Origin of the sequence: Actinomyces sp. oral taxon 897 (assembly GCF_002999235.1) — a bacterium.
Classification (GTDB): Bacteria; Actinomycetota; Actinomycetes; order Actinomycetales; family Actinomycetaceae; genus Actinomyces.
This window is the reverse complement of sequence record NZ_CP027236.1, coordinates 1406163-1420197: the sequence shown is the minus strand read 5'-3', so window position 1 is coordinate 1420197 and position 14035 is coordinate 1406163. Positions and strand designations below refer to the sequence as shown.

The window sequence follows — 14035 nt, the reverse complement described above, 5'->3', positions numbered from 1 at the left end:
GCGTGGCTGCGGCGGGACGGGCCAGCCTCGCGGCGGTGCCAGCCCTGCGTGGCGGCGGCTGGCCTCGCCGGAACCTGTGCCCGGTTGGCCGGGCCCTGCCCGCCAGCCGGGCTCAGCGAGCCTGGGGGGTGTCCTCCTCGGCCCGCTCCAGCTCCGCGATCTCCTCACGGGTGCGCCGCTCCTCGGCCAGGATCTCGCTGAGCACGTCGCGCAGCTCGCTGCGGACGAAGTCACGGGTGGCGACGTCGTTCATGGCCAGGCGCAGGGAGGCGATCTCCCGGGTGAGGAACTCGGTGTCCTCCAGGTTGCGGTGGGCCCGCTGCCTGTCCTGCTCGGCCGTGACGCGGTCGCGGTCGTCCTGGCGGTTCTGCGCCAGCAGGATGAGCGGGGCCGAGTAGGAGGCCTGCGTGGAGAAGGCCAGGTTGAGCAGGATGAAGGGGTAGGCGTCCCAGGCGTACTTCCTGGCGTACTGCACCAGCACCACGTTCAGGACGATCCAGGTCACCACGAAGATCGTCATGTAGAGGATGAACTTCGGGGAGCCCATAAAACGGGCGGTGGCCTCGGCGAACCGGCCGAAGCCGTCGGACTGCTCGTTGGAGCGCTGCCAGAGCCAGCGGGGTCGTCGCGTGGTCTCCAGGGGGGTGTCAAGGGACTCAGCCATTTGCGCTCCTCTCGATCATCTCGTCGGTGACGGCCTCGTCGGCCTCGCGCCAGTCGTCGGGCATGAGGTGGTCCAGCACGTCGTCGACGCTTACCGCCCCCAGCAGGCGCCCGGCGTCGTCCAGCACCGCCAGGGCCGTGAGGTTGTAGGTGGCCAGGAGACGGGTGACCGTGCCGATGGAGTCCTCGGCGTGGACCGTCCCCACGTCCCTGTCCAGGACGGAGCCGAGCATACGCTGGGGCCGCTCGCGCAGCGCGCGCTGGAGGTGCACGATGCCCAGGTACCTGCCGGTGGGGCTCTCCAGGGGCGGGCGCACCACGAAGGCCACCGCCGCCAGGGCCGGGGTGACCTCCGCCTTGCGCGCCTGGGCCAGGAAGGTGGCCACGGTGGCCTCGGGCGGCAGGATGACGGGCTCGGTGGTCATGAGGCCGCCGGCGGTGTACTCGTCGTAGGCCATGAGCCGGCGCACGTCCTCGGCCTCCTCGGGCTCCATGAGGGCCAGGAGCTCGGCGGCCTTGGGGCTGGGCAGCTCGGAGACCAGGTCGGCGGCGTCGTCGGGCTGCATGGCGTCCAGGACGTCGGCGGCACGGGCCGACTCCAGGGCCGAGAGCATGGCCACCGCGTCCTCGTCACCGAGCTCCTCCAGGGCGTCGGCCAGGCGCTCGTCGGACAGCTCGGCGGCCACGTCCTGGCGGCGGGCCGGGGGCAGGTCGCGCAGGACGTCGGCCAGGTCGGCGGGCTTGAGGTCCTCCAGGGTGGCCAGCAGGGCCGTGGCCCCCTGCTGGTCCGCGCTGCCGGCCAGGCCGCTGACCTCCTCGGGGCGTACCGTGAAGGTCTCGCCGCGGCGCAGCCCGAAGGCGCCGGAGGAGGCGCGCTGGACGAACAGGCGGGTCACCTTCCAGTCCATGCCGCGGTCCCGCTCGATGCCCACGTCACGCACGGTGACCTTGCCCGAGCCGTCCTTGAGGGTGACCACCCGGTCAAAGAGCTCGCCCACCACCAGGGTCTCCACGTGACGCTGCTCGAAACGGCGCATATTGAGCAGGCCGGTGGTGATGACGGCCCCCGGCTGCATCGCGGTCACCCGGGACAGGGGCAGGAAGACGCGACGTCGTCCGGCGACCTCGATAATGAGGCCCACCGCGCGCGCCTCGCCGCGCATCTGCAGGAGCACGATGACGTCGTGCACCTTACCGACCCGGTCCCCCAGGGGGTCGAAGACGGTGGTGCCGACGAGTCTGGCCACAAAGACCCTGTTCGTGCTGCGTGTCCGATTGCTCTCCACGGGGTAACCTTATGCGCCCTGGGCGTGATCCCGCGCCCCGGGGGCCGTCGGTGGCGACGTGCGTGCGAGCATGAGGGGCATGAGCCAGTCCAGCCCTGTCCCTCCGCAGCCCGGGATGTCCTTGCGTCCGGGGGCCGCCGTCCTGCCGCGTGGTGAGGAGATCGCCTCCTTCGCCACATACCCCGAGGCCCAGGCCGCCGTGGACTCCCTGAGCGACGACGGGTTCCCCGTCCAGGTCCTGGCCATTATCGGCACCGACCTGCGTCAGGTGGAGCGTATTACCGGCCGCATGAGCTGGGGCAGGGCCGTGCTGGCCGGGTCGTTGAGCGGGCTGTGGATCGGCATGTTCTTCGCGGCCGTCATGGTGCTGCTGGGCCCGGGCTCGCAGAACCGGGGGGTGACCTTCACCGGGGCGATGCTCCTGGGGGTCATCTGGGGGATCGGCTTCCAGGTGGTCGGCTACGCCATGAGCCGGGGGCGGCGCGACTTCACCAGCGTCAGCCAGGTCGTGGCCTCCCGCTACTCCATTATCGCCGGGCAGTACGCCGCCGAGGCGGCCCGGGCGCTGGCCCAGGCCCCGGGCAACCTCACTCCTGGTGGGGCGGCGGCGCAGCGTGCTGCCCAGCGGCGTGCCGCCCGCGAGGCGGCGGGTGCCGGGCCTACGGCCTTCGGCTCCCGGCCCGATGAGCAGCCCCGCTTCGGGGTGCGCCTGCCCGAGGGGGCGGACGTGAACCGGTACGCGGCCTCGTACGGGCCCGAGGGGCAGGTGGGGCAGGCGGCTGGGCCTGGCGGGGCGGCCGGGCCTGGCGGGCTGGCCAGCCGGGCTGAGGCGGCCGGGCAGGATTCGGCGGCTGACGGTGGGGCGGCCGGGCCTGGTGGCGCGGGCGCTGTGGCCGGGCTTGGCGGGGTGGCCAGCCGGAGGTCCAGCCGGGACCAGGTCGCTGACCGGGGGCCCTGGGGAGCCAGGGCCGGCGAGGTCGTCAGCCCCACGGCGGACCCCCACGGTGAGTCCAAGGAGCGGGACAAGCCTGAGAGGCAGGGCGAGGCGGCTGACGGTGGGGCAGCCGGGCAGGATTCGGCTGGCCAGTAAGACGGTTGGGCCGGGCGAGGCGGCTGAGGTAGCCGAGTAGGACACGGCAACCGGACCGGACAGGGACACGGCCGGGCTGAGGCGGCCGGACAGGGGCGACCAGCCGGGCAGGATTCGGCTGGCCAGGACATGGCCGCCAGCCGGGAGTAGGGCGCCGGTCAGGCGCTCGGCTGGGAGAAGGGTGCCAGCGGCGTCGGCCAGTCGGTCTAGGCTATCCCTTGAATGCATCGGTAAGTGACGATACCATCGTTCTATGACGATGATTCATGGTCTTCTCCCGGAGGACCGCAGCGACGACCTGGACGCCGTCGTCCGCGCCGGGGCCCTGGCCGCCGTCCTGCGGGCCCTGGCCGACCCGACCCGCCTGGCCATCCTGGCGCACCTGGAGGGCGGGGAGCACACGGTGACCCAGCTGCGCGAGCACCTTGGCCTGGCCCAGTCCACGGTCTCCCAGCACCTGGGCGTACTGCGGGACGCCGGCCTGGTCGCCACCCACAGCCACGGGCGGACCTCGGTCAGCCACCTGGCCCGCCCCCACCAGACCAGGGCCCTGCTGGACGCCGCCCGGGTGCTGCTGGAGACCCTGAGCCCCGGGGCCCAGGCCGGGTCGGCCGTTCCCGCGGTGGGCCTGCACGCCGCCACCTACCTGTCCCCGGCCCCGGCGTCCTCGGCAGAGGGCCCGGACGCGCCGGTGCCCGCGACGGCGGCGCCCAGGGCGGTAACGCCCTCCGGGGCGGGAGCCGTGCTGTCCGTGACAGGGAACGAGGCCGCGCGATGAGCGCCCACGACCACTCCCACTCCCACGGGTCGCAGGACCTGACCGCCTCCCGCTCCCGCCTGGCCGTCGCGCTGGGGCTGACGGTCCTGGTCCTCGTGGCCGAGGTCGTCACCGCCCTGATCACCAACTCCCTGGCCCTGCTGGCCGACGCCGGGCACATGCTCACCGACGTCGCCGGCCTGCTCATGGCGCTCACCGCCGCCCACCTGGCCACCCGCCCGGCTACCGACCAGCGCACCTGGGGGCTGCGCCGGGCCGAGGTGATCGGCGCCGCCCTCCAGGCCGGGATGCTCGGCGTGGTCGGCCTGAGCGTGGGGGTGCGGGCCGTCCTGGACCTGTTCGACCCGCCCGACGTCGCCGGGGGCGGCATGCTCATCATGGGCGTGGTCGGCCTGGTGGCCAACGTGGTCTCCCTGCTGGTCCTGGCCGGGGGGCGGGGCACCAGCCTCAATATGCGCGCCGCCTTCCTGGAGGTGACCAGTGACGCCCTGGGCAGCGTGGGCGTCATTGTGGCCGCGGTGGTGGTGTGGACCACTGGCTGGGAGCAGGCCGACGCCGTCGCCTCCCTGGCCATTGCCGCCCTCATTGTGCCGCGCGCGCTGGTGCTGCTGCGCTCGGCGGGGCGGGTCCTCATGGAGGAGTCCCCCGACGGGCTGGACGTGGCCGAGGTGCGCCGCCACATGCTGGCCCTGGACCACGTCGAGGCCGTCCACGACCTGCACGTCACCCAGGTCGCCTCCGGGCTGCCCGTGCTCACCGCCCACGTCGCCGTGCGTGACGAGTGCCTGCGTGACGGGCACGCCTCCGAGATCCTGCACGCCCTCCAGGAGTGCGTCGCCGAGCACTTCCCGGTGCGTATTGAGCACTCGACCTTCCAGATCGAGTCCACCAGGCACCGCGAGCACGAGCACCTGTGCGCCTAGAACCTGCCCGGGGCGCTTGGTAGGGCGCGGGCAGGGTGCCATTAGGGGTGCGGGGGTGCCGCCAGGGGTGCAGGGGTGTCCTGGGCGTGCCGCCAGGACGCGGGCAGGGTACGGGCCTGCCCCGGGGGCGCCTGGTGACAGAGCATGACACGGTGGTAATGACGGCGGTGCGGGCCCGCCCGGGTGTGCCGCCAGGATGCTGGCAGAGGTGATGGCAGAGGTGCGGGCCCGCCCGGGGACGCTGGCTGCAAGAACCAGTGCGGATGGGACCGCCACGTGCAGTGCCCCGGACAACTCCCCGTTCTCACGACGAACAAGTACCGTTCTCGCGAGCAATAAGTACCGTTCTCACGACGAACAAGTACCGTTCTCACGACGAACAAGTACCGTTCTCACGAGCAATAAGTACCGTTCTCACGAGAAACAAGTACCGTTCTCACGAAGAATAAGTACCGTTCTCGCGAGGGGAGGGGAGGCGGGAGGGGAGGGTGGGCCTCTAGTTGGCGTGGGCGGCCTGCTCGTCGGCCCAGTGGGCCAGGTCGTCCCCCTGGACGGCCGCTGCCAGGAGCTCGGGGAAGGCGTCCGGCGTGCAGCCGAAGGCCGGGATCCCCATCTGGGCCAGGCGCTTGGCGACGTCGTGGTTGTAGAAGGGGGCGCCGTCGTCGCTCAGCGCCAGGAGCACCACCACCTTGGTGCCGCTGGCCTCCACCTGGGCCAGGCGCTCCAGCATGCGCTCCGGGTGGGCGTCATAGAGGTCGCTAATGAGGATGAGGACCGAGTCCGCGGGCCTGGTAATCGTCTGCTGGCAGTACTCCAGGGCGGGCGTGGTGTCCGTGCCCCCGCCGAGCTGGGTGCCGAAGATGACGTCCACCGGGTCCGTGAGCAGGGGCGTCAGGTCGATGACCGCCGTGTCGTAGGCCACCAGCGTGGTGCGCAGCGAGCGGATCGTGGACATGACGGCGGCCAGGATGGAGGCGTACACCACCGAGGTCGCCATGGAGCCGGACTGGTCCAGGCAGATGGTGAACTCCCGCTGGATGCCCCGGTGGCGTCGGCCGTACCCGATGATCCGCTCAGGGATGACCGTGCCCAGCTCCGGGACGTAGTTCTTCAGGTTCGCGGTGATCGTCCGGCCCCAGTTGATATCCGCCAGGGCGGGGCGGGAGGTGCGCGTGGCGCGGTCCAGGGCGCCGCGGACCGCCTGCTGCAGGTTGTCGGCGAGCCGCTCCTCCACCTGCCTGGCGACCTTGGCCACCACGGCCCGGGCGGTGGCTTTGGACTGCTCCGGGACCGCCTGCGACAGGCTGGCCAGGGTGGCCGCCAGGTGGATGTCCGGCTCCACCATCTCCAGGACCTCCGGCTCCAGCAGCATGGAGGTCAGGCCGAAGCGCTCCAGGGCGTCCACCTGCATGACCTGGACCACCCGGGTGGGGAAGTAGGTGCGGATGTCACCCAGCCAGCGGGCCACCCGCGGGGAGGACTCGCCCAGGCCGCCGCGGGCCCTACGGCCCTGGAGTGCGCTCCGCGCCTCCTCGTCGTACAGGGTCCTCAGGGCCTGGTCCATGCCCGCCTGCTGGCGGCTCAGCGGCGTGCGGCGGCCCTGGGCGTCCAGCCCCAGCACCAGCCGCCACCGCTGCTCGGCCCCGATGGGCTCGATCTCCTCCGGGCTCGCCCCTGCGGTGCCCCCAGGCGCCTGCCGGACGTCGTCGCTGCTGGTCATGAGGCTCCTCCCAGGATGGTGCTCACGGTCTTGAGGATCGGTCCGGCGTCAGCCAGGTCGTCCACGGTGTCCTGGGGCTCCTCGTCCTCACCCAGGGTGGCAACCTGCCTGGCCAGGTCCTGGAGCTGGGGGCCGGGCCACTGGCTGAAGGCCCTCCGCAGGGCCGGCAGGACGTCCACGAAGGCCCGGTCCCCGATGCGCCGTACCCACTGGTCCAGGATCCGCAGCAGCTGGGGGTCGTAGCTCAGCAGCAGGATCTCCCCGGAGAGGAAGCCCTCGATCCACTCGGCCTGCTCCGTGGGCTCGGTGCCCGGTGACAGGGCCCGTGCCAGGCGGGCGGCGGCGTCGGCGCGCTCCAGGTGACCGGCGTCCAGGAGCAGGCGGGTCAGGCGTCCCGCCAGGATCCCCGGCAGGCAGTGCCCGCCCAGGGCGCGCAGGAGGGTCTCGCGCCACAGGTCCGCACACTGCTCGTCCAGCAGGCCGATGACCGCCTGGACCTCGTCGATCGCCGTCCTCAGGGAGCGGGCCACCTGCTGGTCCACGTTGGCCGCGGCGGCGGGGAGCCCGGCACAGGCGCGCACCAGGACGGCCCAGGTCACCGCCGCCAGGCTGGAGGCGTCGGTACCACGCACGTCCCCGTAGCGCTGGGCGCGGGCCAGCGCCGGCAGGGAGGTCAGCAGGTGGGTGATGTCGGACTCCCTGGCGGCCTGGTCGTCCAGGATCCGCAGCAGCTCGGGCATGACGCTTGTCAGGTCGGCGGCCAGCGCCTCCTCCACGGCCTGGGTGACCTGCGGCAGCGAGGTCGAGTCCGCCAGGAGGGCGTTGCCAGCGGCCTCGGCGACCGTGTTGCCGAACGCGGCCGCCTCAATGACCTCCACCGACAGCTCGGGCACCCACTCCAGGGACCACACCTCCTTGAAGGTGCCCTTGGAGGAGGCCTGCTGCTGGCTCGCCCAGTCCACGCCCAGGATGCCTATCCGGTACAGGAACCGGGACCGCTCCAGGTCCAGGGGCCTGCGCAGGTCCAGCGTGAGCTTCCTGGGCGAGGCGCTCAGGGGCAGGCGCAGGCTCCTGGCCCTGGAGCGCAGGTCCGCGTCCAGGGGCACCATGGGCACGCCCTCGGGCACCACCCCCAGGGCCTCGCCGACGAGGACCTCACGGGTAGCCAGGGCGGCCCGGGTGGCACTGCCCTCGCACATGACCGACAGGACCGCCTCCCCCAGTTCGTCGGAGCCGGGCAGGGGACGGCCGCGCATGGCCGCCAGGGCCTGGGCCAGGCGGGCGGCCTCGATAATGTGGGCCGAGGAGACCGGCAGGTCCTGGCGGCGCAGGGAGGCGGCCACCAGGGTCAACCAGCGGATGACGGGCTGGTCGGGGGCGGTGAACAGGTGGTGGTACCAGCCGGGGGAGGCCACCCCGGCGCCGTAGCCGGAGCTGGTGGCCAGGCGGCGGTGGGTCCAGGGCACCCAGGTGGTACGCGTTCTGACCTTGCGCATCCCCTTGAGCAGGGCGTTGTCCTCACTCACCTTGGGAGGCCTGCCGGCCAGGGCCGGGGCGTGCCAGGCACCGCAGACCACGGCGATACGCCGGTAGCCGGCCCGCCTGGCCGCCCGCAGGACCCGGCGCATGTGGGCCTCACGGCGCAGGGTGTACGGGTCGGACTCCGGGGCCGCCTGGCGCAGCAGGCCAATGGCCTCGGTCAGGGCGTCAAAGGGGTCCCCGGCCAGGCGCAGCTCGATGGTGTCCTCCCACCAGGCCTCCGGGTCCTCGTACCCGGCCAGGCGCGCCAGCTCGGCAATGGGGTCGGTCCTCACCTGGGGGGTGTCGGGGGGCTCAGGGCCGGGGTGCCCGTCAGATGACGGGGCGTCGGGCAGTTCGTCGGCCGGTGGCTCGTCGGCTGGTGGCTCAGCTGGCGGCTCGTGGGCTGGCAGCCCGTCGGCTGGTGGCTCGGGGGTCGTGTCCGTGCTGCGGGCCTGCTGGCCGGCGGACCCGCCCGGCTCCTCGGCGCCCTGCGCCCCGGCACCCGTGCCGGTCCCCCCGGTGGCCGCGGGCTCCCGGGGACCGCCCGGATCCCGGGAGCCGCCCGGCTCCCGCTCCCCGGCTGCCGGGGCGGCACCGGGGTCAGGGTCGTGGTCCTCCTCCTGGTCCTGTCGCTCGGCCAGCTGCACGGCGGCCGGCAGGTCCATGAACTGGGCCCTCACCCCGTGGGCGACCGCCCAGGACAGGGCCTGCCACTCCGGGGAGAACACCGCCATGGGCCAGAAGGCCGAGTGGGACGGGGCGTCGGTCTGCCAGGCCAGCAGTGCCACCGGCGGCGTCATCTGCGGCCCCACCCACTCAATGAGGTCGTCGGCGTCGGCGGGCCCCTCCACGAGCACGCAGTCGGGCTGGTAGTCATCCAGCGCCCCCACCACGGCCCGGCTGGAGCCCGGGCCGTGGTGGCGGATCCCCAGGACCCGCACCCTCGGAGCGTCCGGGGAGGGAGCCTGCGGCCGCTCAGACGCCACCAGCGAGGGCGCGCCCGAGGCCGTCATGCTGGCACCCGACGCCGTCGCGCTGGCGGCCGGCGCTGTCACGCCAGCAGCCGAGGCCGTCGCGCTGGCAGCTGGCGCTGTCACGCCACCGGGCGCCAGGGTGTCGCCGGTCACGCCGTCACCTCGCGGCAGGCCCGGTAGAAGTCATCCCAGTCGCGGCGCTCGCGCACCACGGTCTCCAGATACTCCGACCACACCACCCGGTCGGCCACCGGGTCGCTCACCACGGCGCCCAGGATCCCGGCGGCCACGTCCGCGGGGCGCAGGACGCCGTCGCCGAAGTGCGCGCTCATGGCCAGCCCGTTGGTGACCACGGAGATCGCCTCCGCCGTGGACAGGGTGCCCGACGGCGACTTCAGGCTGGTCAGGCCGTCCTCCGTCACCCCCTGGCGCAGCTCGCGGAAGACCGTGACCACCCGGCGGATCTCCTCCAGGGCGCCCTGGGCGGGCGGCAGCCGGAGGGACGTGCCCAGGTCCTCCACCCGGCGGGCCACGATCCGCACCTCCTCCTCGGCGGTGGCCGGCAGGGGCAGGACCACCGTGTTGAAGCGGCGGCGCAGCGCGGAGGACAGGTCGTTGACGCCGCGGTCGCGGTCGTTGGCGGTGGCAATGAGGTTGAAGCCGCCGCGGGCCTGGACCTCCGCGCCCAGCTCGGGCACGGGCAGCGTCTTCTCGCTGAGCACGGTGATGAGAGCGTCCTGGACGTCGGAGGGCATGCGGGTGAGCTCCTCGACGCGGGCGATGCGCCCCGAGCGCATGGCCTCCATGACCGGGGAGGGGACCAGGGCCTCCTGGGAGGGGCCCTGCGCCAGGAGCCGGGCGTAGTTCCAGCCGTAGCGCACGGCCTCCTCGGCGGTGCCGGCCGTGCCCTGCACCAGCAGGGTGGAGGTGCCGCAGACCGCGGCGGCCAGGTGCTCGCTGACCCAGGACTTGGCCGTGCCGGGCACCCCGAGCAGCAGCAGCGCCCGGTCGGTGGCCAAGGTGGCCACCGCGATCTCCATGAGGCGGCGGCTCCCCACGTACTTAGGGGTGATGACGGTGCCGTCCTCCAGGGTGCCGCCCATGAGGTAGGTCACCACCGCCCAGGGTGAGAGCCTCCAGTTTGCGGGTCGGGTGCGCTCGTCACAGCGCTCTAGGGCGGCGAGCTCGTCGGCGTAGCGCTGCTCGGCGTGGGGGCGCAGGAGCCCCGTGGTGTCGTCGGCGGTGTCTGCGGTGGTCACGATGCCTCCTGGTCGGTCCGGTCGGTCAGCTCGAGCAGCTCGCGGCGCAACTCGAGGGCGGTGATGACGGTCTGCGCGCGCAGGTCGCTCAGGGTGTCGGGCGGGGCGCCCCGAAGAATGTCGAGGACCTCGTCGAGGGCTTCGGGCGCGCAGCGCGCCGGCAGCACGCCCCACCACCGGGAGTCGGAGATGTACGAGCCCGGCCTGGTCACGGCGATCAGGGAGCGGGCGAAGATCCGGGACTGCTCCGCGGTGAGCTCGGACGGCCAGCTGAGGGTGCAGGTGACGACGGCGCTGTAGCGCTTGGCGGCGATGAGCCGGTGCAGGAGGGCCTCGCGGCGCGGCTCGTCGAGCAGGCCGAACAGGCCGGCGGGGGCGGGGGAAGAGTTGAGGTCCGCGAGGGCGGCGGCGAGCTCGCCGTCGCGCCAGGTGGTGGCGGCCCGGACCAGTGGGACGAGCAGTTCCACCTTCTGCCCGTCGCAGCGGGTCCGCGCCCTCGCCAGCTCGGCGGCGGAGATCCCCACGAGGTCCGGCCACCGCCAGGTGGGGATGCGGGCGATCACCTCCTCCAGGCGCGCCAGCGAGGCGGAGGTCCGGTGGGCCTTGGCGGGGTAGCGGTCGCGGGCCAGGGCGTCGGTCATCTCGATGTCGTGCAGCTCGACCGCCGGGGCCCGCAGGGCGCGCCGGGTGACGACGACGTGCCGCTCGGCCAGGGCCTCGGCGCGGGCGATGAGGGCGGAGGAGGGCAGGCGGCTCAGGAGCTCGGCGGCCCGGCCTCGCACGGCCTCGGCGCGGTCGTCCAGGCGCTCCTCCAGGATCTGCTCGTCGGCCGGGCCCAGCCCGATGGCCAGGGCGTCGAGGATCTGCTCGCGCTCGGGCGCCCTCGCCTTGAGCCAGGCGCCGTCGGCCAGGAGGGCGCGGGCGGCGTCGGGGTCGGTGCGGCGCAGGCGGGCGAGGTGATCGGCGCGCTCCTGGGCGTCGCCGTCCTCCCACCGGGCGGGGTCGGGCGGGGCGTCCCGCTGCGCGAATCGCCGGATGCGGGCGGCCCAGCGCTCGTCCAGGGCGAAGACGGCGCGGTCCCGCTCGTCCATGACCGCCACGACCTCCTCCCGGTCGTCGCCGCTCAGCGCGCTCGCCGCCCGGTTCAGGAGCATCGGCGGCAGGCGCAGGCCCCGGCGCCGCACGAGGCGCAGGACCCGCACGATGAGCTCGTCCTGCGGGTGGTCCAGGGCCATGATGCGGGTCAGGACGTCGGCCAGGCCGGGGTCGATGACCGGGGTCAGACGCGCGGGCAGGTTCAGGGCGGTCGCGGACGCGACGGGGATGGAGGTGCGAGCGGCCGCGGCGTGGGCGGCGGCCGCCTCGAGCACGCGCTCGGCGCCGTCGGCCCCGCTGAGCGTCGCGGCGACGGGGGCGCTGAGCGAGGCCGCCGCCAGTGGCCGGTTGCGCGCGCCGAGGGCGGCGGCGCGCACGACGTCGTCGAATCCGCTCACAGCGGCACCACCGTCCCCTCGGTCAGCAGGCTCAGGGGCCACAGGCCCTGCGGGCAGATCAGGCCCGCGACCACGACGTCGTCGCAGACGGCGCTCAGGGTCAGGTCCCGGTGGGCGCCGATCCGCAGCAGCGGCAGGGCGGCATCCCCCCGGTCCGGCCCCTGCCCGTCTCCGTTCTCCTTCCGCGGGCTCAGGGCCAGGTGCCCCTCGGCATCGGCGGCCAGGCGGCCGGCGACGAGGAGGGGCCGGACGTCCGCCCACGGGTCGGCGGCCAGGGCGTCGCGCCAGGCCTCGCGGGCGCCGGCGACGCTCAGCGCCCCGGGGTCCCAGCCGGCGACCGGCTCGGCGGCGGGCTGCTCGGGCCGGGACAGCGCCCGCAGCCCGGGCCCGGGGTGGAAGTGCAGGCGGGCCCGGACCAGCGTGCCCGGGCTGAAGGTGGTGGGCAGCTCCTCCGCCTCGCGGGCGTAGGCGATGATGCGCCCCCAGCGTCCCGTGCTCGTGCCGCACAGCCAGAAGTCGCGGGCCGTGACGCGGCCCTCCTCGCGGTCGCGGGTGCCCATCACCGCCCACCGGTCCTCGACGCCGGGGGCGGCCAGGACCTCCTCGGAGGGGACGCTCAGGCCGATCTCACGGCGCGCGCAGGCCACCAGGTCGGCGGGCAGGTGCTCGCGCCCGGCCCAGGCGCGCACGAGCAGGTGGATGGTGCCCAGCTCGGAGGCCAGTGCGCGCAGCCAGTCGGGGCTCTCGTCGTCCAGGTCGGCGAGCTCGCCCAGGCGGGTGGCGATCCCGGGCGCCTGGGCGTCGACCATGCGGGCGGCCAGGCGGCGCAGGGCCGTGCTCCGGCTCTCGCTGGTCGTGACCAGGCCCTGGTCGATCTGGTCGAGGATCCAGCGGTCGAGGTTGGCCAGGCCGTCGGTGATGCGCTGCTCGCGGCGGGCGGCGCGGGCCCGGGCGGCCTTGGCGCGCTTGGCGGCGGTGGCCGGGTCGGCGTCGGGGGCGGTGCTGGCGGCGCGCGCAGCTTTGCGCTCGGCGCGCTTACGACGGGCCTGCGCCCAGTCGGCGGCGTAGTCGGACGGCTCGCCAGAGGGGACCTGCCCCTGCGACCACAGGTGCAGCAGGCCGATAGTGTGCTTGCAGGGGATCTTGCGGCTGGGGCAGGAGCAGGTGAAGGCCGGGCCCGTCAGGTCCACGCAGACCTTGTAGGGGTTCTTCCCCGAGCCCCTGGCGGCGCCCCACAGCAGGGTGCCGTCGGTCCCCGGCCTCGACCAGGTCCCCGGGGCGGCCAGCTTGAGCCCCGCCTTGGAGACCTGGGCGTCCGGCGCGAGCGCCGTGACCTGCTCAGCGCTCCAGGGGGCATCCGTCGGGGTGTTCATGGCTCGAGACTACCGACCGGGTCCGACACGAAACAGGACCCTTAACGCGGGCGCGCCCGGCCTGCCCGGCCCTGGCGGCTGACCGCCGTCGGATCCTGCGTGCTCTGCCCCGGTCGGCCTACAGTGGGCCCATGCAGACAGGACACGTCGTGTACAAGGTCAGGGATCTCGACGCCGCCGTGGCGGACTTCCGCTCCCGGGGCTTCGTCGTGGAGTACGGGGCCGTGCGCAGGCCGAAGAACGCCCTGGTCTACTTCTCCCAGGGCCCCTACCTGGAGCTCCTGGTGCGTACGGGCATGCCGCGCCCCGTCCTGCGGGCGCTGGCGGCCCTCCCCGCCAACCCGGCCCGACGCTTCAACGCCTGGGAGCGTGGCCCCCAGGGCCTGTGCGGCCTGTGCCTGGAGGGGACGGACAAGGAGCTCGACGCCGTCGTCGCCCGGCTGCGTGGGCGCGGGCTGCTGGTGTCCCCCACCCGGGTCGACCCCCACGGCAGGCACCTGCGCTACCGGGCGTTCTTCCCCGCGGACCTGGACCTGCCCTTCTTTATGACGCACTTCTCAGTGGATCCGCGTCCCGCCGACCTCACGCACCCCAACGGGATCCGCTCCATCGCCCAGGTGGACCTGCCCCTGGAGGGGCCCAGGAGGACCTTCGTGAACAGGCTCTGCGACGACGGCGTCCTGCGGTGCGTGCCCGCGGACGGGACCATGAGGGTGATCTTCGACGACGGCACCGAGCTCAGGGAGCCCGGGCCCGCTACCGGCCACGGCCCCGCTGGCCGCAAGGGCCGCTGAGGGCGCAGGCCCTTGCGGGCGCGTCGTCCGTGACGGCGCGGCCAGTGCCACCGGCCTTTGGGGGCGCGGGCTGCGGCTCTCCCGGGCCCGGCGCGGGGCGGCCGTGGACGGGAGGCCGTGGGCGGGAGGCCGCCCCTGTGGCGGGGGCGGCCCCGCGGTGG

Annotated in this window: 11 protein-coding genes; 4 read left to right on the top strand and 7 right to left on the bottom strand. The window is 74.0% G+C overall.

Going from position 1 to position 14035, the window contains the following annotated elements; translation table 11 throughout:
* Positions 1-112: 112 nt before the first annotated feature.
* Together C3V41_RS05735 and C3V41_RS05730 are read right to left on the bottom strand one after the other, a co-directional pair.
* Positions 113-664, bottom strand: coding sequence for a DUF1003 domain-containing protein (locus C3V41_RS05735; RefSeq protein WP_106109464.1), 552 nt, complete (start codon positions 662-664; stop codon positions 113-115).
* On the bottom strand, positions 657-1949 hold the full coding sequence (locus tag C3V41_RS05730) for a magnesium transporter MgtE N-terminal domain-containing protein (RefSeq protein WP_106109463.1): 1293 nt from the start codon (positions 1947-1949) through the stop codon (positions 657-659). Before C3V41_RS05730 ends, C3V41_RS05735 begins: the two co-directional genes overlap by 8 nt.
* A gap of 79 nt (positions 1950-2028) precedes the next feature.
* Here C3V41_RS05730 and C3V41_RS14365 point away from each other — a divergent pair, with 79 nt between their 5' ends.
* The 3 genes from C3V41_RS14365 to C3V41_RS05715 all read left to right on the top strand — a co-directional run bounded on the left by C3V41_RS14365 (position 2029) and on the right by C3V41_RS05715 (position 4740).
* Complete coding sequence (locus C3V41_RS14365; protein WP_174714756.1) at positions 2029-3039, top strand: general stress protein; 1011 nt, start codon at positions 2029-2031, stop codon at positions 3037-3039.
* A gap of 253 nt (positions 3040-3292) precedes the next feature.
* Positions 3293-3817, top strand: a complete 525-nt coding sequence (locus C3V41_RS05720) for an ArsR/SmtB family transcription factor (RefSeq protein ID WP_106109462.1) — start codon at positions 3293-3295, stop codon at positions 3815-3817.
* Positions 3814-4740: a cation diffusion facilitator family transporter gene (locus C3V41_RS05715; protein WP_106109461.1), complete on the top strand. Its 927-nt coding sequence runs from the start codon at positions 3814-3816 to the stop codon at positions 4738-4740. The genes C3V41_RS05720 and C3V41_RS05715 overlap by 4 nt, the downstream gene beginning before the upstream one ends.
* Before the next feature lie 496 nt (positions 4741-5236).
* Here the strand turns inward: C3V41_RS05715 and C3V41_RS05710 are convergent, their stop codons facing one another.
* The 5 genes from C3V41_RS05710 to C3V41_RS05690 are packed head-to-tail and all read right to left on the bottom strand — an operon-like array spanning position 5237 to position 13080.
* On the bottom strand, positions 5237-6460 hold the full coding sequence (locus C3V41_RS05710) for a VWA domain-containing protein (RefSeq protein WP_106109460.1): 1224 nt from the start codon (positions 6458-6460) through the stop codon (positions 5237-5239).
* Positions 6457-9108 (bottom strand): DUF5682 family protein, encoded by a 2652-nt coding sequence (locus C3V41_RS05705; RefSeq protein ID WP_254423700.1) that lies wholly within the window; start codon positions 9106-9108, stop codon positions 6457-6459. Before C3V41_RS05705 ends, C3V41_RS05710 begins: the two co-directional genes overlap by 4 nt.
* Positions 9105-10214: an ATP-binding protein gene (locus tag C3V41_RS05700; protein WP_106109459.1), complete on the bottom strand. Its 1110-nt coding sequence runs from the start codon at positions 10212-10214 to the stop codon at positions 9105-9107. The genes C3V41_RS05705 and C3V41_RS05700 overlap by 4 nt, the downstream gene beginning before the upstream one ends.
* Entirely contained in the window at positions 10211-11707 is a 1497-nt protein-coding gene (locus C3V41_RS13385; protein ID WP_217350958.1) for a DUF5691 domain-containing protein, read from the bottom strand. The genes C3V41_RS05700 and C3V41_RS13385 overlap by 4 nt, the downstream gene beginning before the upstream one ends.
* Positions 11704-13080, bottom strand: a complete 1377-nt coding sequence (locus tag C3V41_RS05690) for an SWIM zinc finger family protein (RefSeq protein ID WP_106109458.1) — start codon at positions 13078-13080, stop codon at positions 11704-11706. The genes C3V41_RS13385 and C3V41_RS05690 overlap by 4 nt, the downstream gene beginning before the upstream one ends.
* A 131-nt stretch (positions 13081-13211) precedes the next feature.
* Here C3V41_RS05690 and C3V41_RS05685 point away from each other — a divergent pair, with 131 nt between their 5' ends.
* On the top strand, positions 13212-13874 hold the full coding sequence (locus tag C3V41_RS05685) for a VOC family protein (RefSeq protein ID WP_106109457.1): 663 nt from the start codon (positions 13212-13214) through the stop codon (positions 13872-13874).
* Positions 13875-14035: the final 161 nt, after the last annotated feature.

What these genes read in the sequence shown, in the direction of transcription:
- C3V41_RS05720 (WP_106109462.1), top strand. Translation starts at nt 3,293, where the DNA reads ATGACGATGATTCATGGTCTTCTCCCGGAGGACCGCAGCGACGACCTG.
- C3V41_RS05715 (WP_106109461.1), top strand. Translation starts at nt 3,814, where the DNA reads ATGAGCGCCCACGACCACTCCCACTCCCACGGGTCGCAGGACCTGACC.
- C3V41_RS05685 (WP_106109457.1), top strand. Translation starts at nt 13,212, where the DNA reads ATGCAGACAGGACACGTCGTGTACAAGGTCAGGGATCTCGACGCCGCC.
- C3V41_RS05690 (WP_106109458.1), bottom strand. Translation starts at nt 13,080, where the DNA reads ATGAACACCCCGACGGATGCCCCCTGGAGCGCTGAGCAGGTCACGGCG.
- C3V41_RS05710 (WP_106109460.1), bottom strand. Translation starts at nt 6,460, where the DNA reads ATGACCAGCAGCGACGACGTCCGGCAGGCGCCTGGGGGCACCGCAGGG.
- C3V41_RS14365 (WP_174714756.1), top strand. Translation starts at nt 2,029, where the DNA reads ATGAGCCAGTCCAGCCCTGTCCCTCCGCAGCCCGGGATGTCCTTGCGT.
- C3V41_RS05735 (WP_106109464.1), bottom strand. Translation starts at nt 664, where the DNA reads ATGGCTGAGTCCCTTGACACCCCCCTGGAGACCACGCGACGACCCCGC.